A 21916-nucleotide genomic window follows, 5' to 3' on the forward strand; every position below is an offset into this window, starting at 1 on the left:
TGTCAGGCGCGGGGCAACGACAGGATCAGGTCGGTGATGGTGTCGAGACTGCGGAAGTGCCGTCCCGTGATGTGCGAGGGCGGCACGTCGACGTCGAGCTCCGCCCGGACGAACGCGATGAGCCGAGCCGTGTTCAGCGAGTTCAGGACGCCCCACTCCAGCAGTGGCGAGTCGGGGCGCAGGTCGACTCCGGTGACCGCCTCGTCCTGGTCGCCGATCAGTTCGTGGCGCACGTACACCATCAGTTGGCCGAGTATCTCGTCGCGTTGGTCTGTCGGCACAAACCCCTCCCAGGTCGCCGGACGTGGTCTCCCCCGTGGGGCGTCATCCGGGAAGCCGGGAAACCCACCGGCATTTCCCCCTCTGATGACATCCCTGCTCGATGAATTCTAGAAGCCCACACGGGTTCGTCAAGGGGATGCCGCACAAGGATCGACGTCAGCCACTGGCCTGACGACGGTGACGCCCGCCCGCCGAGAGCGGGCGGATCAGGCCAGGACGCCCGTGAGGTAGGTCTGGATGGCCTTGCCCGTACCCGCGGCCAGAGCGGCGGCGGTGAGCTCGGCGATCGCCGGCACGCGGAAGACGTACCGGGTGGTGGCGAGACCGATCAGGTGCGAGCCGACCATGGCGGCGCGCAGCTCCGGCTGGGAGTGACCCAGCGCCCGGGTCAGCGGGAGGATCACCTGGTCGCCGAGGAAGTTACGGACGGCGTCCGCCGCCATGTCGTTGGCCGTCATCGACCGCAGGATGCCGCCGAGCCGCGCCGCCGTGTCGGGCTCGTCCCAGTGGCTGAAGAACAGCTCGACGGCGCGTCGGCCGACCTGGCCACGCGGGCCCTTCATCGCCCGCTCCACCAGATCGGGCGGCTGCAGGGCACCCCGCACCGCCGCCTCGAACAGGCCCTCCTTGGTGAGGAAGAAGTGGTGCACCAGCGCGCTGTCGACGCCCGCCTCCTGGGCGATGGTGCGCACCGTGGTGCCCTCGTAGCCCCGCTCCGCGAACTGTCCACGAGCGATCTCGAGGATGAGCTGATGGCTCACCGTCGGCCCGACACGTCGCCCCGTCCGTCGTCGTGGAGCACCGTTCGGGGACACCTCCGCGCCCACAAGTTCACCTTTCCCAGTTCATCGCATGCCCTATTCATCGTATGGGGGCAAACGCCATAGTATCGCCTTCCTACGTGCGGAAATACGGAGGTTCTGTGGCGAGGCAACGACAACACTACGTAACGATGCCTTGACATGGTGCCCCGCACGCGCCGTAGCATGGCGCAGTGCTACGAACACGGGCCGTCGTCGGAAGTCTTGTCTTCTTTTGCGCCGCGCCGGGCGTGGTCGCCGGTCTCGTGCCGTGGTGGATATCCGATTGGGAGGTCGAAACGCCGTTCGCCTTCTACCAGCCGGTGCGAGTCGTCGGCGCGCTGATGCTGGTTGCCGCGGTGGCGTTCCTCCTGCAGTCGTTCGTGCGGTTCGTGGTGGAGGGCCTGGGCACTCCGGCCCCGGTGGCGCCGACCGAACACCTGGTGATCGGCGGACCCTACCGGTACGTCCGCAATCCCATGTACGTCGCGGTGGTGACGGCCATCCTCGGCCAGGCACTGATCTTCGGCCAGGCCGCGCTCCTGTGGTACGGGTTGGCCATCGCCCTCATCCAGGCCGCGTTCGTACGGTTCTACGAGGAACCCGGCCTGCGCCGACGGTACGGCGGGGCGTACGACACCTACCGCGCCGCGGTTCCGGCGTGGATCCCCCGCCTGCGCCCGTGGCAGGGCGCCAGCTCACCGCAAGCGTGACCCGACAACCCGCAGCACCCGGCGTCCGGCCGGTCTGTCGAGCCGCTGACCGCGAAGGGACTGTCATGTCACCTCTCCCCGAGGGCTGACCGCCCTCCGCGCCACGACGGAGGGCAGCCAGCCGGCTAGGCGACGCGCTCGTGGGTGGGCAGTTCCGCCTGCGTCACCGACGCCTGGCACCTGGCCGTCAACACCGGCAGCCGCCCGGACACCTCGGCGATCAACTCCCCCCGCAGCAGGTCGTCGCCGGCGGGTTCCCCCCAGATGATGAGCCGGCAGTTCACCTGCTCCGCTCGCACCGACGCCGAGGCCGTCCAAATAATGGGCATGCGGTGTCGTGTCGCTCCCAGCAATTCCACCGTGACAAACTCGGGTGCCGTCTTGTCGGTGCCGTCGCACTGCTGGAAGCCCACGTGCGCGGTAATCTCACCACTGCCCAGGTAACTTAATTGAAACATTACGCGGTACTCGCGCCCGCCTGCGTCAGCCGGCAATAGTCCCGCTGTCAATAACAGCCCTTCCGGCTCGTAGAAGAGCACCTGGACATCCGTAACTGCTAGCGCTGATGACTTCATATCCCTGGTGGCCCCATCCCCCATTAGCGTACCGCCAGTTCATCGATGGATGTTATCCTGCCAAGGGCCGCGCTGTCCCCCCCTAAATGGGTGGGCCATCGCGCGGCACCGGTCGGGTTGCGGACCGTTCTGGCTTGAATAGGTCTCATCGGGCACGCCGTCCCGGGCCGAGATGACGCACACGAATGCGAGCACGGCAATCAGCCGCCTCCGGCCAACCCGCCTGACGTGGGCCAACGCCGATGTCGCTCTCGAACGACCCCGCGTTCCGCGCCGTGACGTCCCGGTCCGGGCACGTCGCGCCGGTACCCGACGCCCTGCGGGCGCAACCAGCTCCCACCGTCACGCCTGCCGCCATTGCGACACCGGCTACCGGTGGTCCACCACCTCACCATCGACCGTTCCGACCGCGCCAAGCCCCCCTGGCGCGATCGAGGCCCCGACCGCACGGTCGGGGCCTCGATTCCCGTGGACCGCTCAGGTCGGAGCGCCCGCCGCCAGGACCTCCTCCTCTTCCTCGACCGCGTGGCCGTGGCCCTGAGTACGCAGGTGCGGGATGAACAGCGCGATGACCGCGCCCGCGGCGAGCGCGCAGGCGGCCACCAGGTGGGCCTCCTCCAGGCCGTTGACGAACGTCGCCACCGACTCGTAGCCGCCGTTCGCGCCGAGGATCGCGCCGCCCACCGACACACCCATCACGGTGCCGGTCTGCCGGATCGCGTTGGACACGCCGGAGGCCACCCCCTCCAGCTCGGCGGGTGCGAACCCGAAGGCCAACCGGCCGATCGGCGCGAGGAAGATGCCCAGACCGAGGCCGGTGATCACGAACGGCACCACCAGCTTCGAGTACGTCAGGTCGCCGACGACCGAGCCGATCCAGCCGACGCCGATGGCCTGCATCGTCAGGCCGAGGATCACCAGCGGCTTACCGCCGATCTTGTCGGTCAGGATGCCGGAGATCGGTGCCGCGATCATCGGCATGGCCGTCCACGGCAGGGTACGGACGCCGGCCTCCAGCGGTGAGTAGCCGAGGATGCTCTGCAGGTACTGGGTGCCGAGGAAGACGGCGCCGAAGACGCCGAACGGCATGATGATCGTCGCCACCATGGTGAGGCTGAAGCCTCGGCTGCGGAACAACGACAGCGGCACCATCGGCGTACGGGCCCGCGACTGCCAGAAGATGAACACGAGCACCAGGAGTCCGCCGATGATGAACCCGGCCAGGATGGAGGGGCTGTCCCAGCCGGCGCTGTTGCCCCGCACGAGGCTGGACACGATGCCGAGCATGCCGGCGGTGACCAGGACGACGCCGATCGGATCCAGGCGGCCGTAGCCGCCGTGGCTCTCCCGCACGCGCGTCATCACCGGCAGCAGCAGCAGACCGATGGGCACGTTGACCCAGAAGATCCACTGCCACGACCAGGCTTCGGTCACCGCGCCACCGATCACCGGCCCGAGGGCGATACCGAGACCCACCATCGCGCCCCACAGCCCGAACGCGTGACCGCGCTGGCGCGCCGGCACGACGCTGGCCAACAGCGTGAGGGTCAGCGGGAGGACGACCGCGGCGCCGAGGCCCTGCACCGCGCGAGCGGCGATCAGGAACTCGATGTTGTCGGCGAGGCCCGCCAGCGCCGACGCGATGGTGAAGACCAGCAGCGCGATGGTGAAGACCTTCCGCCGGCCGAAGCGATCACCGAGGGCGGCGCCGGTGAGCAGAAAGACGGCGAAGGTGAGCGTATAGGCGTTGACGATCCATTCGAGATCTTCAAGGCTCGCGCTGAGTTCGGTCCGGATGACCGGTAGCGTCGTCGTGACGACGAGGGTGTCGATCGCGACCATGAACACGGCGACGAGCGCCGCGATCCACGTCCATGCGGCGCTGTGGGTCGCTGGTTGGTTCTTGTCCACTCTGTTTCCCTACTCGAGATGGATTGACTGGGAAGGATCGCTGGGTCGCTGCCCGTTGCGCTCCTCTCGTCGGTAATGGGGGTGGGAGACCCGGACATACGTCCCGCGCCAATAGCCCAGCGGGAACCGGTCCGGCGCCGTCGCGCCGCCGACGAGGCGGCCGAGCACGATGACGTGGTCACCAGCGGTGATCACGTCGTGGAGCGCGCACTCGGTGAAGGCGACGGTGGGTTCCAGCCGCGGCATACCGGCCACGTCGCCGGGACGCCACGCCACGTTCGCGAACTTGTCGCTGTTGTAGCTGGCGAACAGGTCGGAGATCTCGTGGCCGTCGGCATCGAGGAAGTTGACGGCGAATCCGCCGGTCTCCCGGATGGCGTCCAGGGTGGAACTCACCTGCCGCACGCAGAACAGCAGCAGCGGTGGGTCCTTCGAGACGCTGCACACCGACGACGAGGTCAGGCCGTGCGGCCGCCCGGACGCGTCGAGTGCGGTCACCACGCTGACGCCGCTGGCCAGCGAGCCCATGATCGCCAGGAACGCACTCGGCGCCACGTTGACTAGTTCGGTGCCAGTAATGGTCCACCTCCTTCGATCGCCGCCAACAGCGCGGCTCGATCGGTCTTTCCGTTCGGGGTGAGCGGGAGGCTCGTGGCCGCCTGGACCGAGTCGACGATCATGTAGGTCGGCAGCTGTCCGGCGCACCAACGCTTGATCTCCAGCAGGCCGGGTCGGCGGTCGCCCGCCGGCACCACGACCGCGTGCAGCCGCGCGGCGAGCCCGACGCCGGCGACGACGACCGCGGCCGCGGCGACGTCCGGATGCGCGGCGAGGACGGCCTCGATCTCACCCGGTTCGACCCGGTTGCCGCGCACCTTCGCCATGTCGTCGCGGCGGCCCAGGTACTCCAGGGTGCCGTCGGACGCCAACCGCCCCAGATCACCCGTCCGGTACGGTCCACGCTGCGGCTCGCGCCCCCAGTAGCCGAGCATCACCGTCGGCCCGTCGGCCACGATCTCGCCCTCCGGGCACTCACCGGTACCAGCAGCGCCGTCGGGGTCCGGCGGGACCAGGGTCAGCACCGCGCCGCTGGCCGGACGGCCGATCGGCAGCGGGCGGTCGCGCCCCTCGTCGACGTCGGTGACCTCGTACGACGCGCACACGTTGGTCTCGGTGGGCCCGTACCAGTTGAGCAGCCGTACGCCCGGCCAGGCGGCCCGGAGTTCGTGCACGTACCGGATCGGCATCACCTCACCGGCGAAGACGCAGGCCCGCAGGGTCGGCGGCGGTGGGCCGTCGAGCAGCCCGCCGTCCCGGATCATCAGGGTCAGCGCGGACGGCACGGAGTACCAGATGGTGATGCCCTCGTCGCGGACGAACCGCGCCAACTGCACCGGCGCGTACGCCAGCTCGGCCGGGACCAGGTGCACCGACGCGCCCGCGCGGAACGCCGCGTAGAGGTCGAAGACCGACAGGTCGAAGTTGAACGGGGCGTGGTTGGCCAGCCGGTCCCGTGGCGACACGGCGAGCAGGTCGCCGGCCCACTCGACGAACGCGGCGGCGTTGCGGTGGCTCAGGCAGACGCCCTTCGGAGCCCCCGTCGACCCGGAGGTGTAGAGGATGTACGCCGGGTCGTCCGGCTCGGGTCGGTGCACCGGCGGCACGTCCGCCTCGGCCCCCCACCGCGCCAGTTCGTCCAGCGACACCATCGGCGGCCCGTCCGGGGCGCCGCCCTCGCGGGCGACCCGATCCGCGGCCGGGCCGTCCGCGATGACGACGGTCGCCGCGCAGTCGGCCGCGATGCGCCACACCCGGGCGGGTGGATTCGCCGCGGACACCGGCACGTACGGCGCGCCCAGCGACAACGCCGCCTGCATGAGGGCCACCGCGCCGGCCCGCTTGTCGGACCAGAGCACCACCCGGTCACCCGGGGACACCCCGGCGCGCGCCAGCCCCGCCGCCAGGCGCCGCGCGGCCGTCGCCAGCTCCGCGTAGGTGAGCTGCTCGTCGTCCGCGACCACCGCCGGCGCGTCCGGGGTACGTCGGGCCCACTCGGCCAGGTAGCCGTGGATCCCCACGCCACCCGTCGGGTCGGACTGGTCCACGTCCCGCACGCTGGACACCTCCCTGGTCACGCCGCCGCCCTCACAGGCCCAGTTCGCGGGCGATGAGCAGCCGCTGGACGTCCGAGGTGCCGGAGAAGATCGTGCTGGGGACGGCGTCGCGCAGCATCGTCTCGATCCCGGTGTCGCGCAGGTACCCGAGCCCGCCGAACAGGCGCACCGCGTCCAGCGCCCCGGCGACGGCCGCCTCGGAGACGGCCAGCTTCGACAACGCCACGTTGAGCTCCGAGCCGCCGCCGTTGTCCATCTCCCAGCAGCAGCGGTAGAGCAGCAGCCGCGCCGACTCCGTCCGCAGCTTCATCTCCACGATCCGGTTCGCCACCGCCTGGAAGTCGCCGATCCGCCGGCCGAACTGACGGCGCGATCGCACGTGCTCGACACAGCGCTCCACCAGGCGGTCCAGCAGGCCGACATACCCGGCGAACAGACAGGCGCGTTCCCAGCGCATCGAGTGCTGGAAGATCGCCGCGCCCTGGCCCGGCTCGCCGAGCACCCGGTTGGCCGGCACCAGGCAGTCCTGAAAGGACACCCGGCCGGCGGGCGCCGACACGAGGCCCATCTTGTCGAACGGCTCGCTGACCGTCAGGCCCGGAGTGTCCCGGTCCAGCACGAACGCGGTGACACCGAGGTGGGCGGCCGCCGGATCGGTGGTCGCGTAGGTCACCAGCACGTCGGCCACCGGCCCGTTGGTCACGAACGTCTTCTCCCCGTTGAGCAGGTAGCCGTCCGCCGTCTCCGTCGCGGTCACGGCGAGCCGCGACACGTCGGAGCCCGCGCCCGCCTCGGTCATCGCGTTGCCGGCCACCACCTCGCCCGAGCAGATCCTCGGCAGCAGGCCCTTCTTCACCTCGGGCGCGCCGAACCCGGCGATCGGCACCGCGCACGCGAACTGGTGCGCGCTGGCCGCGAACACCAGACCGGTGTCCGCGCAGCCCCGACCGAACGCCTCGACCCGCAGCGCGGTGTCCAGCGCGCCCTGACCGCCGCCGCCGTACTCTGCGGGAATGCAGAGGCCGAGCAGCCCCAGTCGACCGAGCCGCCGCCAGGCCTCCCGGTCGTGCAGCCGGCTGGCGTCGGCGATGGGCGGGAAGGCCCGCTCGGCGCTCGCGCGCACCTCGTCGTACGCGTCCCGCTGTTCAGGCGTCCAGGCGAAGTCCACGGTGCCCCCTCGACCGCGTGGTGAACCGGCGCGGCGGAATGACCGGCTTGCAGGAGCAACCCGGACCGGACTGACATATCCTCAAAGGTCTAGACTTAGGCTTTTCATCGGGCCGTGCGCTCGGGCGTACGGGAACTCGTAAGAGGTTGCCTTGACGACGCAGCAGGGATTCGACGGTGGCAGCGGCATCCGGCAGGCGATCCTCGACGTCACCCGGCGGGAAATCTCCGAGTGCGGCCTGACCGGGGTGAGCATCCGCAGCGTCGCCCGGCGCGTGGGTGTCGACCCGCGGCTCGTGCGGCACTACTACGGCTCCAAGGAGCAACTCCTGCGCCACGCGGTGCAGGTCGAGGGCAACCCCGTCGAGCTCGCCGAACAGCTGCTCGCCGGCAGTCGGCGCCGGTTGGGCCGGGCCACCGCGACCGCCCTGCTCGCCCACTGGGACAGCCCGCGTACGACGATCTCCTACCGGGCCCGGCTGTCCGCCTCGCTGACCAGTGACGAGATCGCCGAGCTGATGCGCGACGAGTTCGTCCGGGCGTTCTTCGGCACGTTGGCCGAGGGGGTCAGCCCCGACCGGCACGAACTGCGGGCGGCGCTCGCCGCGTCCCAGGTGATCGGCCTGGCCCTGTGCCGCTACCTGATCGACGGCACCGAGCTGTCCCGGCACGACCGCGACGATCTGGCCCGGATGATGGGTCGCACGATCCAGCACTACCTCACCGCCGACCTGGCTGAGTGACGCCGGGCGCGCCGGCGGCCGGGCCGTCCGCGCGCCCGACGTCGTGGGCCCGCCCGTTCTCGACCGGCACCCGCCCCCGGTTCGGCGCCGGCGCGTCGTCCCGCCGGCCGGTCACGTTGTCCTTGGTCAGCAGCCGCTTGAAGTCCGCGGGCGCCACCGTCATGACCCAGGCCACCATGAGGAGGCGACGGGGCATCGTGAAGTGGTAGTACCGCGCGCCCGGGTCGCCGAACCGGTACAGCGGCGGCACGAACCGCGCCCGGCGCAGCTCCCGGAAGATCATGTCAGCCGCCTCGGCCTGTCGCAGTCCACCGGCCCGGACCCGGGCGAAGACCTCGAAGAACCAGTCCAACAGCTGGCGCAGACCGTCCGGGGTACGAAACCACAGTCCGCCGTCGGCGAACCGCTCGACCGGATCCCAGGTCCCGGCGGCCAGGGCGTCGTTCGTGGCCCGCTTCAGCGACAGGTGGGCCAGGATCTGCCAGAGCAGCCAGACCCGGCTGTACGCGTTCCACAACGGGAAGCTGCCGGCGGCCGTACGGGCAGCGGCCAGGATCTGATCGTTGAACTCGATCAGGGCGTCCTGGAAGGCGACCACCTCGGCCAGCACCGCGCCCGTCGCCGGCTCGTCGCGCAGCGCTCGCGGCAGCGCGGCCCCGAGCGCGTGGACCATCTCCGCCGTCATCGTCACGTCCCGGGACAGGAACTCGTCGGTACGGCAGGCCGACCGTTCCATGGCGAACCACCGCGGTCCGTGGGTCACCGCCGCCCGGTGCTGCCAGTTCGGGGAGGTGGTCCAGCCCTTTGTCGCCGTGGCGGAGGCGAACTGCTCCGCCAGGCTCGGGAAGGGCGCGACCAGCGCCTGGAACGCGGCGTCCGGGTCCGCCGGCAGGTCGTCGAACCGGTCGTGGTCCAGTCCCACCGTCACGCTGCACAGGTCGTTGGCCGCGTCGTGGTGGTTGCGGAAGTCCACCACCTGGATCCAGCCGCCGTCGAAGAGGTGGTGCACGGTCCCCCGCGACCAGGTCGTCGCCCGGTGGTAGTCGGCGAGCCGACTGCACTCCTCGAACGTGCGGACGCCGCGCAGGTGGGCGTGCATCATCTTCGACCGCAACAGCAGCGGGCGCGGATCGCCGTCGGCGGTCGCCGCCCGCAGCGGTGACTCCTGGCCGCACGCGTCCACCACGAACCGGGCGGTCGCCGTCCGTCCCGAGCCGAAGGTCAGGTGTACGGCCTCGGGGGCCAGCCGGACCTCGGTGCTGGCCACCCGTTCCGGCAGCACCGACGCGCCGTACCGCACGGCCAACTCCCGGGCGTACTCGTCGACGTCCGGCCGGTAGAGGTGCCACTCGCTGTGCTCGCCCGGCACGTGGAACTGCACGGCGTGCGCCGGGTCGTGCCGGCGGCCCGCCGTGTGGTGCAGGAACGCCAGGCTCTTCTTGATCCCGCTGGTCCGGCGCACCGCGTCCGGCAGGTCCTCGAAGTGGGCGAAGGAGGCGATCTCCGGCACGTCGAACCGCTCGGCCAGCAGGTGCAGCACAGCGGTCGTGTACGGCACGGTGCTGTCGCCGGACGGCAGCACCGGGTCGTCGGGCGAGCCGACGATCAGGACCCGCAGGTCCTGCTTGGCCAGGACCGTGGCGAGCAGGCCGGTCGCCAGATGGCTGCCCAGGATCACGACGTCGTACGACACCGCGGCGTCGGGTTCGGTGGTGGTCATCCGGCCTCCTAGAAGATCTTCCGGCCCATGAGCTGCTCCTTGCCGGCCTCGCGCAGGAAGCCGAGCATCAGCCGCCGCACGTCCGGCGGCGCCTTGGTCGCGGCCCAGAGCATCGTCCGGCCGATCTTGAGCGGGGTCGGGTTGATGAACCGGAGGTGGCGGTCCTTCCAGCCCCAGTGGTCCGGCACGAAGGGCGCCCGGTTGAGGTGGTCGTAGAGCGCGTCGGCCGCCTCGTCGCCGGTGATCTTGCCGGCCTCGAAGTCGCCGCACTGCTTGACCATGTCCTCGAACAGCTCGCCGTAGCCCTCGTGGTCGGACCAGTGCAGGCCCGGGTTCTTCACCTCTTCCAGCTCGTTCAGATGCCGCTCGTCCCCGGTCGAGCGCCACCGGCGGTACGCCTCGTGGGCCCGGAACGTGCCGGCGTTCGAACCCCACGCCCAGATCCGGAAGACCGCCGTCCAGAGCGAGTAGTGCTCGAACGAGGCGTACGCGGCGTTGACCAACTTGTCGTTGCCGTCGAACAGCGCCTGCTGGCGGGTGTCCACGCCCTCGAACCGGTCGGCCGAGAAGTCGTCGTCGCCGACCGCCCGCAGGATCCGCCAGGCCAGCACGTTGACCGCCTCGCAGGTGTTCGACAGACCCCGGGAGAAGAGCGGGTCGATGAACGCCGCGGCGTGGGCCAGCAGCACCCACCGGTCACCGACGGTGGTCTTGGACGAGTACTGGACCCGGTCGGTGCCCACCCACTCCCGCATCGGCCGGGCGCCCTCGAACTGGGCGGCCATGCCCGGGAACTTCTGCATGTGCTTCCAGAAGTCCTCCTCCGGCGACATGCCGGGCGTCTTCGGGTACATCCGCGGGTCCATCGTGAGGCCCACGCTGCACAGCGGGTTCTTCGAGTCCTTGTGGTTGTTGAACGCGATCACCCACGACCAGCCGCGCGGGAACAGGTGGTGGACGGTGCCCTCGTAGAACGGCACCGGCGGCTTGTCCGCTCCGGTGCGGTTGAACACCTCGTCGGTGGTCTTGAGGTCGATCATGTGGTTCCAGACGGCCCGCGAGTGGTGCTTGTACCGGCAGGGGTCCTCACGCAGCCCGAACTTCTCGGCCAGCGGTGAGCGGTAGCCGCTGGCGTCCACCACGTAGCGGCTGCGGAACTGCTCGCCCCGGGTCGAACTCACGGTCACGCCGGAGTCGTCGAAGTCGACGTCGGCGATGGTGAAGTTCACCCGGGCCGTGCAGCCGTACTTGATCGCCGCGTGGAACAGGTACGCGTCGGTGTCCTGCCGGTACATGTGCGGCGTCTCGTGCAGCAGGCTCGGGAAGTTGAACATCGTGACCTGCTTCGGGTCCTGCGGCTTGCCCTCCTGGTGGTTGAGGAAGGCGAAGTGGTCCTTCTTGCCGTGCCAGGGCGAGATGATCTTCTGGCACGCGGTGAGCGTCGCCAGGGTCATCAACTCCGGCACCTTGTACCGCTCGGACATGGTGCGCAGCGACACCAGCATGTTGGGGATGGTGGACTCGCCGATGGCGAACTTCGGGTGCGCCTTGGCGTCGACCAGCAGCACCTTCGCCCCGTTGCGGGCCAGGATCGCGCCGAGCATCGAGCCGGCGAAACCGGCGCCGAGGATGGCGACGTCATAGGTGGCCTTCTCGGCCTCGATCAATTCACTCACCGTGCACTCCAATTTCCTCGGGTTACTTCGGCTCGGGAACGCGCAGCCGGGAGCCGACCACCGGCCAGCCGGCGAGTTTCTGCTTGATCTCCTCGACCGGTTCGAACTCGCCCCGGGCGAAGCGCTTGCGCATGAAGAGGGTCAGGCCGTCGTAGGTCAGCTCACCGATCGCCGGCGGGGCGTCCCGCTTCGCCCAGCGCAGGGTGCCGAGCACCTTGGCGGCGGAGGCGCCGGTGATCCGGATCGCCGGGTCGGCCAGGCCGAACGCCGGCGGCACGAACCGGGCGCGGGCGAGCTGGTCGCGGATCTGGTTGGCGACGTCCTTGGGCTTCGCCTCCCCCGCGTCGACGGCCCGCATCATCCGGCTGACGCCGGCCAGGAACTCGAGCACCTCGGCGTGGTCGGGGTCGTCGACCTTCGACCGGTCGAACTCGCGCAGCTCGACACGCCACCACGGCCGTTCCATCCGCCGCAGCACGGCGGGGTCACGGGTCTTGGAGTAGAGCGCGTAGCCCCGGTTGATCTCGAAGGTGGAGAGGATCTGGGTCAACGCCCACACCCGGAACCAGGCGTCCCACAGGTCCCAGTCCCGGAACGCGATGTACGCGTTGTTGACCAGATCGTCGTTGAAGTCGAGCTGACCCTGTTCGAGCTCCTGCACGTACTCGAACCGCTCGACGGCGAAGTCGTCGTCCTTGAGCGCGTCGAGCAGCCGCTGGGTCAGCGCGTTGATGATCTCCATGGTGTTCGACAGGCCACGCGAGAACAGCGCGTCGACGAAGCCCGCCGCGTGCGACATGAGGCACCAGCGGTAGCCGACCGTCTTCTTCGGCGAGTACTGCAACCGGCCGGTGCGCACCCACTCGCGCACCGGGGTGGCGTTGGTGAACTGCTGCGCGATACCCGGGTACCGGCCCAGGAACCGGCGGAACTCCTCCTCGGGCGAGCAGTCCGGTACCGGGTGCATCCGCGGGTCGAACTGCACGCCGACGCTGCACAGGTCGTTGGTGGACCGGGGGTGGTTGTCGAACGGGATCACCCACATCCAACCGCCCTCGAAGATGTGGTGCAGCGTCCCCTCGTGCCACCGGGTCGGGTTGCCGTACGTGCCGCGCGGCGCGAAGTCGTCGTACGGCCGCACGCCCACCATGTGCGTGAACAGCGACCGCGAGTGGTGTTCCAGCCGGGTCGGCTCCTCCCGCAGGTCGAACTGCTCGGCCAGCGCCGAGCGGAACCCGCTGGCGTCCACCAGGTAGCGGGCCCGCACCGGCGCGCCGGGACCGACGTCGAGCGTCACCCCGTCCTCGTCGACCTGCACGCCCGCGATGCGCGTCTGCTGCCGGATCACCGCGCCGTACTTCGCCGCGACGGTGAGCATGAAGTTGTCGATGTCCTGGCGGAAGAAGTGGTTCTCGGTGTTCAGGATCTTCGGGATCTGGAACATGTTGGACTCTTCGGGCCGCTGCTTCTCGCCCGGACGCTGGTAGACGAAGCCAAAGTTCCGCTTCACCCCGCCGGTGGTGTTGATGTGCGCGTACACCGACTCGAAGGTGCTCAGGTACTTGATCTCCGGCACGCCGTACCGCTCGCTGATCAACCGCATCGCCATCGACGTGTACGGGATCGTCGACTCGCCGACGGCGAAGCGTGGGTGCGTGCCGGCGTCGATCACCAGCGTGTGCGCGCCGTTGGCGGCCAGGCACGCCGCCAGGGTGGAGCCCGCCAGCCCGGAGCCGATCACCACCACGTCGAACATCCCGTTGTGCGCGGCCGCACCTTCCATCTTGGACTCCCTATCCATCGGATTCACTTCGGCGTCGGGACGCGGAGCCGCTTGCCGACCACGGGCCAGCGCGCGATGAGGTGCTTGAGTTCCTCGCCGACGGCGAACTCACCGGGCGAGAAGCGCTTCTTCATGAAGAGCGTCAGACCCTCGTAGGTGAGGTCGCCGACGGCCTTGGGCGCCTTCTTGCGGGCCCAACGCAGGGTCTTGCCGATCTCGAAGAAGTTGGCGTCGGTCCACTGGTTGTCCGGGTCGGCCAGTCCCCACGCGGGCGGCACGAAGTCCGCCTCGCGCAGCAGCCGCAGCAGCTCGGCGGCCGTCTCCCCGGACTCCGCCCGCCCCTCCTGCACGGCCCGGGTCATGTCGTTGACCTGCTGCAACAGACCCATGACCGCGCCGTACGGCGAGTCCTGCGGGATGACCCGCCCGCGCCACCACGGCCGCTCCAGCGGGGCCAGCACCGCCGGGTCGCGGGTGTCCAGGAAGCGGGCGTACGCCCGGTTCACCTCGAAGGTGGCGATGAACTGCCCGAGCGACCAGATGCGGAACCAGGCGTCCCAGAGTCGCCAGTCACCGAACGACGTGTACGCGTTGGCGACCAGGTCGTCGTTGAAGTCCAGCAGACCCTGCTCGAACTCCTGCATGTACTCGAACCGCTCGACCGAGAAGTCATTGTCCTCGATCGCCGAGAGCAGGCGGTGCACCAGCGCGTGCATCGTCTCCAGCGAGTTCGACAGCCCTCGGGAGAAGAGCGGGTCCAGGAAGCCCGCCGCGTGCGAGGTGAGGCACCAGCGGTAGCCGACCGTCTGCCGCGACGAGTACTGCAGCCGGCCGGTGCGCGTCCAGTCGCGTACCGACCGGGCCTGGGCGAACTGCGGCTCGATGTCCGGGTACTGCGCGATGAAGCGGCGGAACTCCTCCTCGGGGGAGCAGTCCGGCACCGGGTGGATCCGCGGGTCGAGTTGCAGGCCGACGCTGCACAGGTCGTTGGTGCCCCGCAGGTGGTTGTCGAACGGGATCACCCACATCCAGCCGCCCCGGAACAGGTGGTGCAGCGTGCCGTCGTGCCACGGGCTCGGGTGCCCGTAGCGGGACTTGGGGGCCAACTCGTCGTACGGCCGGATGCCGACCATGTGGGTGAACAGGGACCGCGACTGGTGGCGGAACCGGGTCGGCTCCTCGCGCAGGCCGAACTGCTCGGCCAGCACCGACCGGAAGCCGCTGGCGTCGACAACGAACTTGGCCCGGAAGTGGCCGCCCGTGTGGTTGAGCGTGGCACCGTCGTCGTCGATCTCCACGCCGGTGATGCGCACCTGCTGGCGGACCGTGGTGCCGTACTTGGCGGCGACCGTCAGCATCCAGTTGTCGATGTCCTGGCGGTAGAAGTGGCTCTCGGTGTGGGTGACCTTGGGGATCGGGAACATGTGGGTCTCGCGGGGGTCCTGGCGCTCCCCCGGCCGGTGGTAGACGAAGCCGAAGTTGCGCTTGACCCCCGAGGTCGTGTTGATCTTGGACTGGACGCCCTCGAAGGTGGACAGCCACTTGATCTCGGGGACCCCGTACCGCTCGCTGACCAGCCGCATCATCATCGACGTCGCCGGGATGGTCGACTCGCCGATGGCGAACCGCGGATGGGTCGTGCCGTCGACGATCAGCACCTTCGCACCGTTGCGGGCCAGGCAGGCGGCCAGCATCGTGCCGGACAGGCCGGACCCGATGATCGCGACGTCGTACTCCGGCGCGCTGCGCGGATGATCAGTCATGTCGTTCAAGCTCCTTCATCGGCAGCTGTGGGAGCGGGCAGGTAACCGGTCCGCACCATCCAGCGCAGGTAGGTGTCGAGTAGGTCGTCATCCAACGGCGGGCACCGGAGGTCGGTGCCCCGCAGTTGTTCCTCGGTGTTGTCGACGGCGTAGTGGACGGCCTCCTCACCGCCGACCACGAACTCCTGGACCACCGGCATGACCGGGTGCAGCTCGTTCGTGCCGACGGCATAGGTCGCCTTGAGCGCCTGCCACCACTCCTCGACGGGTACGACCTCGACCGCGAAGCCGTGCCGACGCAGCGCGCGCACCACGTCCGCGAAGAGTGCCTTGTACGGGCTCACCAGGTGGTACGTGCCACCCAGGGCCGGGCCGTACCGGGAGATGTGCACCAACGCGCTCGCCACGTAGTCGACGGGCGTCATCTCCACCTTGATGTCGATGTCCGGCGCCAACCCGAGCTGCACGCAGCCCTTCATCACCCGGGTGGTGAAGTGGGTGGTCAGGCTCGCGCCGGTGCGGGAGTCGCCCAGCACCCGGCCCGGCCGGTAGATGTCGGCCGGCACGCCGCGCGCGCGGGCCAGCTCGACCAGCCGCTCCGACGCCCACTTGGTCTGCACGTAGCCGGTCACCAGCCGGCCGGCCGTGCTGATGTCGTCGTCCTCGCCGACGACGTCCCGGCCGGGCGCCGGCAGGCCCCAGATGCCGTACGTCGAGACGTGGTGGACCGCGGTCGGTCGACCCCGCGCGGCCAACCGCAGGACCTCCTCGGTGCCCGTGACGTTGTCCGGCCGCAGTTGCCGGTAGTTGTAGCCGAAGTGCACCCGGGCACCGCAGTGGTAGATGCCGTCCAGCAGGTCGGCGAGTTCGTCGTACCGGTCGGCGGTCAGGCCCAGCCCGGGTCGGGCCAGGTCGCCGGGAAGCACCGTGATCCGGTCGACGGCGTTGGCCGGCAGCGGGAGATAGCGCTCCATGTTGTCCAGCAGCCGCCGCAGGCCGGTCTCCTCGTCGGCGCACCGCACCAGGCACCACACCCGGGCGCTGGTCGACTCGAGCAGGGTGTGCAGCAGGTACCCACCGACGAAGCCGGTCGCGCCGGTCAGCAGGACGTGTCGGGGGTCGCGGACCCGGGCCGGCGGGTCGCCGACCACCGTGATGTCCGGCGCGAGGGTCACGTCGCCCGCGATCCACGCCGGGTCACCGGCCTGGTCGACCGCCGGGTCGTCGCCGTCCTGGTCGCCGGGCGGGACCGCGTCGACGGCGGACGCGTCGACGGACCGGTCGGCCAGCAGCCCGGCGAACAGGTCGGCCCACTGTGCCGGGGTGGCGAGGGTGAGCAGGTCACCGGCACGCACGGTGAGGCCGAGATCGCGTCGGCAGCGCCGGACGGCGTCCATCACCATGAGCGAGTCCATGCCGCTGGCCAGCACGTCGCTCTCCTCGTCGAGGGCACCCGACGTGGCGCCCAGGACGTCCGTGGCCAACTCGACCGCGTACGCGCCGAGCGTCGCCCGCACCCGACGCGGGTCGGGCTCGGCGCGCAGCCCGGCCACCAGCGGCGCCTCCGCGACGTCGTCGGTGGCCGGTTCGTCGGCGGTGATGCCGCGCAGCATCGGCCGTTCCGTGTGGACCTGCATGACCGGCTTGAACACCGACCAGTCCACCGCGCACACCACCCGCTGCGCGGCGTCGCCGGCCGCGAGCGCCGTGAGCAACCGGATGCTCTGCTCGGCCGGCAGCGGCCGCAGTCCGGTGGCCTTCAAGAACGCCAGCACCTCGTCGCCGAAGAGCGCGGAGGGCAGGTCCCACGGGCCCCACGCGACGGACAGGGCCGGCAGGCCGGCGGCGTCCCGGTGCCCGGCCAGCGCGTCGAGGAACGCGTTGCCGGCCGCGTAGCTGGCCAGGTGCTGTGAGCCCCAGGTCGCGGCGATCGACGAGAAGCCGATGAGGAAGTCCAGCTCCACGTCCCGGGTGAGCTGGTGCAGCAGCCAGCCGCCGATCACCTTGGGCCGCCACACCCGCCGGTACGCCGCGTCGGTGGCCGTGCGGGCGAACTCGGGCTCGGACACGCCGGCCGCGTGCACGACGCCGCGCAGCGGCCGGCGGTCCCGCCCCAACGCGTCGAACACGGCGGTCATCGCCGCCTCGTCGACCACGTCGGCGGCGACCACGTCGACGGTGGTCCCCAACCGCTCCAGCCGTCGCACCGCGTCGATCCGACGCGCCTCCTCCCCGGTCGCGTCGGCCCAACCGTCCCGCTCCGGCAGCGGGGTGCGGGCCAGCAGCACCAGGCGGCCGGCGCCGGCGCGGGCCAGCCAATCCGCGACGGTCAGGCCGATCCCGCCGAACGCCCCGGTGATCAGGTACGTTGCCTCGCCGTGGACCGGCGGCCGGCGGCGCAGCGCCTCGGTCGGCAGTGGGGCGGGCGTCAGGCGCAGCGCGTACCGGCGGTCGGCGCGTACGGCCTGCTGGTCGTCGTAGCCGTCCGCGCCGTCGGCGACGCCGGACGGGTCGTCGGCGATCAGCCCGCCCGTGGTCAGCGCGGCCAGCAGCAACCGTTCCTCGCCGGGTCGGCGCTCCGGGTCCAGGTCGATCGCGCCACCCCACCGGTCCGGGTGCTCCAGCGCCAGCACCCGGCCCAGGCCCCACAGGGTGCCGGCGACCGGGGCTACCGCGTCCGGGGCGGCGGTGGACTCCGTCGGCACCCGCAGGGCGGCGCGGGTGACGAGGGTGAGCCGGGCGTCGGCGCAGTCCGGGTCGTCGAGCATCGCGGCCAGGAGGGCAAGGGTCGTCAGGTCCGCGCGCCCGGCGTACTCCTCCAGGTTGGCGGCGGCACAGTCCTTCGACGCGGGCGCGTCGAGCCCGGTCAGCACCACCGCGACGGCGGGCCGACCCGGGCCGGCGGACCAGGTGCTGACCAGCGCCCGAACCGCGTCCGGGTCGGGCCGGCACTCCGCTCCCCGACCCACCACCGGCGGCGCCGCCACCGTCACCGCGGCGTCGCGCTCGCGCAGCAGCGCGGCCAACCCGGTCACCAGCGCGGCATCCGGACCCGTCGGGTCGGCCACCAGCAGGTAGCTCCGTCCGGCCAGGTCGGCCGGCGGCTGCGGGGACGGCCCGGACAGGGGCACCCAGGTCTGCTCGTAGAGCAGGTCGGCCGGGTCGTCCCAGTGCGCCGGCGCGGGCACCGCCGCGACGGTCACGTCCCGCGCGCAGCCGATCGGGACACCGTCGACGTCGAGCAGGTCGACGGCACCGGTCAGCGCGTCGTCGACCGCGCGCACGGACCCGGCTCGGACCCGCACCGCCCGCACGCCGGCCGGCGCCACGGCACCACCCGACGTCACGGACACACCGCCGAGCGCACCGCAACCGGCCACCGTCGATTCGGCCGCCGGCTCGGCCCCGCCCGCCACGGTCACCGCGACCCGGGCCGCATCGAGCACCTCGTGCCAGCCCGCGCCGTCCGGCACCGGAACCTCGGGTGCGGTCTCGGCGTCGGCGTCCTCGTCGGGGTACGGGCGGTCGGCCGGCCACCGGCGACGCAGCACCCCACTGGCGTGCCGGATCCACGGTGCGGCCAGCGCTTCGCGGGCCGCCGTGGCCCCGAGCAGTTCCCAGGCGGCCGAGCCGTCGTCCCGGACGGTGACGGTGAGCCGCAGGTGACCCCGGTCGCCGGTGGGCACCGACGCGTGCAGGCTCAACTCCTCGGCGCACCGCCACCCGCCGCCCAGGCAGTCCGTGGCGGCCCGGATCGCCACGTCCAGCATCGCGCCGAGATCCGGCGACTCGCCGGGCAGCGCCTGGGACGTCACCTCGTACGCCGGCACCGGTCCGGGCAGGCGGCGGCCGACGCCCGGGATGTCGCCGCGCACGACGGCGACCCCGGTCTCCTCGGCGGCCGCCGGCGCGGCCACCGGCCCGACCTCGCGGAACCAGTAGTGCGCGCCGCGCCACGGCGTCGTCGGCAGCGGCACCGCGCGCACGTCCTCGCCCTGGTGGAAGGCCCGCCAGTCCGGACGGGAACCGCGCAGGCTCACCGTGCCGACCGCGCCGAGCACCGCACGCAGGTCCTCGCCACCCCGTCGCAGCGTGGGCACGAACGCGCAGTCCGGCTCGCTGGCCAGGGAACGGGCGGCCAGGGCGGTCAGCACCGGTGCGGGCCCCAGCTCCACGAACGTGCGCACACCCGCGTCGTGCAACGCGCGCACCCCGTCGCGGAAGCGGACCGCGCCGGCCGCGTGCCGCAGCCAGTAGTCCGGGCCGATGTCGTCGGGGCCGACCAGCCGGCCGGTGACGTTGGAGGCCAGCGGAATGCGCGGCGGGCGGAACGACAGCCCGGCCAGCACCGTCCGGAACGGCTCCAGCACGGGTTGGATCAGCGGCGAGTGGAACGCGTGCGACACGGCCAGCCGCCGGGTGCGGACACCGTCGGTCGCCAGCCGTTCCAGGACGGTGGCCAGGTGCGCGGCGTCACCGGAGAGCGTGACGTCCTCGGGCCCGTTGACCGCGGCGACGGCGACCGTTCCCGCGTACCCGTCGATCGCCGCGACGGCGACATCCTCCGTGCAGCCCGCGGCGGCCATCGCGCCGCCCGCCGGCAGCTCGGCCATCAGCCGCGCCCGCGCGGCCACCAGGGTGGCGGCGGCGGGCAGGTCCAGCACCCCGGCGACGACGGCGGCGACCAGCTCACCGACGCTGTGACCGGCCACCGCGGCCGGTCGCAGGCCCCAGGAGAGCCACATCTGGGCCAGGGCGTACTCGACCGCGAACAGCGCCGGCTGCGTGTACCGGGTGTCGTCGAGCGGCGTCGGGCCGTCGGCCCAGAGCACGTCCGCCAACGGGTGGGGCAGCTCGCGGTCGAAGAGCGCCGCCACCTCCTCGAACGCCGCGTGGAAGGCGGTGTTGCCGAGCAGCCCGCGGGCCATGCCCGGGTACTGGGCGCCCTGGCCGGTGAAGAGCCAGGCGACCTTGCGATCGCGGCGGCGGGGCAGCGCGGCCACCGTCAGCCCGCGTGGGTGGCGGCCCTGGGCGTACGCCGACAGGACGTCCGCCAGTTCGTCGGTGTCGGCGGCGGTGACCGCGAGGCCGTGCGCCTGGACCGCGCGACCGACGTGACTGGTGTAGCAGGCGTCGGCGAGGGACACCGTGTGCGGGCCGCGCAGCCACCGCGCGTGCCGGTCGGCCGCCTCGCGCAGTGCCTCCTCGGTACGCGCGGAGGCCAGGAACAGCCCGTACGGCGGCTGCGAACCGGCCCGGACGGTACCCGCCGGGGGTGCCGCCAGCACGACGTGCGCGTTCGTCCCGCTCGCACCGAAGCTGCTCACCCCGCCGGCGCGTGGGTGACCCCGGTCCGGCCACGGCGTGCACGCCACCGGCACCCGGACGTGCAGACCGGACCAGTCCAGGTTCGGGTTCGGCTCGTTCAGGTGCAGGTGCGGTGGGATCTCGCCGTGCGACATCGCCAGCACGACCTTGAACAGGCCGGCGATGCCGGCGGCCGGCTCCAGGTGCCCGATGTTCGTCTTGACCGAGCCCACCAGCAGCGGGTCGTCGGGGCGGCGGTGCCGGCCGATGACCGCTTCCAGCGCGCGCAGCTCGATGGGATCGCCGAGCGAGGTGCCCGTGCCGTGCGCCTCGACGTAGTCCACGCCGTCCGGCCCGACGCCGGCCTGGGCCAGAGCCGCGCCGACCACGTCCTGCTGGGCGAGCGGATTCGGCACGGTGAGGCCGCTGGAGCGACCGTCGTGGTTGACCGCAGAGCCGCGGACCACGGCGACGATCGGATCGTTGTCGGCCAGCGCCGCGGACAGCCGCTTGAGCACCACGACACCGGCGCCCTCACCACGGGCGTACCCGTCGGCCGACGCGTCGAAGGTCTTGCACCGCCCGTCGGCGGACAGCCCGCGGAACTTGCTCATCATCACGAAGCCGTACGGCGACAGCAGCAGGTTCACCCCGCCCGCCAACGCCAGGTCGCACTCCCGCAGCCGCAGCGCCTGGCACGCCTCGTGCAGGGCGACCAGCGACGACGAGCAGGAGGTGTCGACGACCTTGCTCGGCCCCCGCAGTCCGAGCAGGTACGAGATACGACCGGCCAGGAAGCTGGGCTCGCCGGTCAGCTGGTAGAAATCGACGTCGTCGATGTCGCCGACGGCCTGCCGGGAGCGTACGTAGTCGGTCGTGCTCAGCCCGAAGTAGACGCCGGTGCGCGAGCCGTCGAGCCGGTCGGGCGCGTAGCCGGCGCGCTCCAGCCCCTCCCAGCAGATCTCCAACGCGATGCGGTGCTGCGGGTCCATGCCCAGCGCCTCGCGCGGGGAGATCCCGAACGCCTCCGGCTCGAACCGGTCGACCTGGTCGAGGAAGGCGCCCCGGATGGTGTACGCCTTGCCCGGCGCCTCCGGGTCCGGGTCGTGGTACGCCCGGGCGTCGGCGCGGTCCGGCGGGAACTCCGAGGTCGTGTCCACCCCGTTGCGCAGCAGGGTCCAGAACTCCTCCGGCGAGTGCGCGCCGCCGGGGAAGCGGCACGCCATCCCGACGATCGCGATCGGTTCGTCCAGCCAGCCGGCACGGCTGTCGGCGAGGCGGCGGCGCAGGTCCTCGATGGTGCGCAGCGCGTCGGCCATGAGCCGGCGGCTGTCCGGGGTACGCGAGGCGGTCGTCGACATC

The 21916-nt window shown here is 71.4% G+C and carries 14 protein-coding genes; 2 read left to right on the plus strand and 12 right to left on the minus strand.

The genetic code is table 11. The annotated features are described in order from the left end of the window. Positions 1-2: 2 nt before the first annotated feature. Together ACN263_RS17835 and ACN263_RS17840 are read right to left on the minus strand one after the other, a co-directional pair. Positions 3-281, minus strand: coding sequence for a phosphopantetheine-binding protein (locus tag ACN263_RS17835; protein WP_355047938.1), 279 nt, complete (start codon positions 279-281; stop codon positions 3-5). Positions 282-488: 207 nt separating this feature from the next. Continuing rightward, positions 489-1043, minus strand: a complete 555-nt coding sequence (locus ACN263_RS17840) for a TetR family transcriptional regulator (RefSeq protein WP_422735482.1) — start codon at positions 1041-1043, stop codon at positions 489-491. Positions 1044-1405: 362 nt separating this feature from the next. Between ACN263_RS17840 and ACN263_RS17845 the strand changes: the two genes are divergently transcribed. Continuing rightward, positions 1406-1795, plus strand: a complete 390-nt coding sequence (locus ACN263_RS17845) for a methyltransferase family protein (protein WP_422735483.1) — start codon at positions 1406-1408, stop codon at positions 1793-1795. Positions 1796-1920: 125 nt separating this feature from the next. Here the strand turns inward: ACN263_RS17845 and ACN263_RS17850 are convergent, their stop codons facing one another. The 5 genes from ACN263_RS17850 to ACN263_RS17870 form a co-directional block, all read right to left on the minus strand. After that, positions 1921-2334, minus strand: a complete 414-nt coding sequence (locus ACN263_RS17850; protein ID WP_422735484.1) for a hypothetical protein — start codon at positions 2332-2334, stop codon at positions 1921-1923. 513 nt (positions 2335-2847) lie between these two features. Continuing rightward, positions 2848-4281: a DHA2 family efflux MFS transporter permease subunit gene (locus ACN263_RS17855; protein WP_422735485.1), complete on the minus strand. Its 1434-nt coding sequence runs from the start codon at positions 4279-4281 to the stop codon at positions 2848-2850. Positions 4282-4290: 9 nt separating this feature from the next. Then, positions 4291-4836: a flavin reductase family protein gene (locus ACN263_RS17860; RefSeq protein ID WP_422735486.1), complete on the minus strand. Its 546-nt coding sequence runs from the start codon at positions 4834-4836 to the stop codon at positions 4291-4293. 5 nt (positions 4837-4841) lie between these two features. Then, entirely contained in the window at positions 4842-6416 is a 1575-nt protein-coding gene (locus ACN263_RS17865) for an amino acid adenylation domain-containing protein (RefSeq protein WP_422735487.1), read from the minus strand. Positions 6417-6426: 10 nt separating this feature from the next. Further along, the gene (locus tag ACN263_RS17870) at positions 6427-7563 is read right to left on the minus strand and encodes an acyl-CoA dehydrogenase family protein (RefSeq protein WP_422735488.1); all 1137 of its coding nucleotides are present in this window, start codon (positions 7561-7563) and stop codon (positions 6427-6429) included. 151 nt (positions 7564-7714) lie between these two features. Between ACN263_RS17870 and ACN263_RS17875 the strand changes: the two genes are divergently transcribed. Beyond that, positions 7715-8305 (plus strand): TetR family transcriptional regulator, encoded by a 591-nt coding sequence (locus tag ACN263_RS17875; RefSeq protein WP_422735489.1) that lies wholly within the window; start codon positions 7715-7717, stop codon positions 8303-8305. On the opposite strand, the gene ACN263_RS17880 is transcribed toward ACN263_RS17875, so the two are convergent. From ACN263_RS17880 to ACN263_RS17900, 5 genes are read right to left on the minus strand one after another with little or no spacing between them, the layout of a single operon-like run. Then, positions 8283-10025 carry an NAD(P)/FAD-dependent oxidoreductase gene (locus ACN263_RS17880; RefSeq protein ID WP_422735490.1) on the minus strand — a complete coding sequence of 581 codons (1743 nt, stop codon included), beginning with the start codon at positions 10023-10025 and terminating at the stop codon, positions 8283-8285. The two genes, ACN263_RS17875 and ACN263_RS17880, sit on opposite strands and share 23 nt — an antisense overlap. A gap of 8 nt (positions 10026-10033) precedes the next feature. Continuing rightward, positions 10034-11701 carry an NAD(P)/FAD-dependent oxidoreductase gene (locus tag ACN263_RS17885; protein WP_422735492.1) on the minus strand — a complete coding sequence of 556 codons (1668 nt, stop codon included), beginning with the start codon at positions 11699-11701 and terminating at the stop codon, positions 10034-10036. A gap of 22 nt (positions 11702-11723) precedes the next feature. After that, positions 11724-13484 (minus strand): NAD(P)/FAD-dependent oxidoreductase, encoded by a 1761-nt coding sequence (locus ACN263_RS17890; protein ID WP_422735493.1) that lies wholly within the window; start codon positions 13482-13484, stop codon positions 11724-11726. A 23-nt stretch (positions 13485-13507) separates the two neighbouring features. Continuing rightward, positions 13508-15247: an NAD(P)/FAD-dependent oxidoreductase gene (locus tag ACN263_RS17895; RefSeq protein WP_422735494.1), complete on the minus strand. Its 1740-nt coding sequence runs from the start codon at positions 15245-15247 to the stop codon at positions 13508-13510. 5 nt (positions 15248-15252) lie between these two features. Then, complete coding sequence (locus tag ACN263_RS17900) at positions 15253-21915, minus strand: thioester reductase domain-containing protein (protein ID WP_422735495.1); 6663 nt, start codon at positions 21913-21915, stop codon at positions 15253-15255. Between the last annotated feature and the right edge of the window lies 1 nt (position 21916).

The organism is Micromonospora sp. WMMD729, from assembly GCF_049315225.1.
Taxonomy (GTDB): domain Bacteria; phylum Actinomycetota; class Actinomycetes; order Mycobacteriales; family Micromonosporaceae; genus Micromonospora.

Coding starts and splice junctions, on each gene's coding strand:
- ACN263_RS17890 (WP_422735493.1), bottom strand. CDS start 13,484: ATGGAAGGTGCGGCCGCGCACAACGGGATGTTCGACGTGGTGGTGATC.
- ACN263_RS17880 (WP_422735490.1), bottom strand. CDS start 10,025: ATGACCACCACCGAACCCGACGCCGCGGTGTCGTACGACGTCGTGATC.
- ACN263_RS17895 (WP_422735494.1), bottom strand. CDS start 15,247: ATGACTGATCATCCGCGCAGCGCGCCGGAGTACGACGTCGCGATCATC.
- ACN263_RS17900 (WP_422735495.1), bottom strand. CDS start 21,915: ATGTCGACGACCGCCTCGCGTACCCCGGACAGCCGCCGGCTCATGGCC.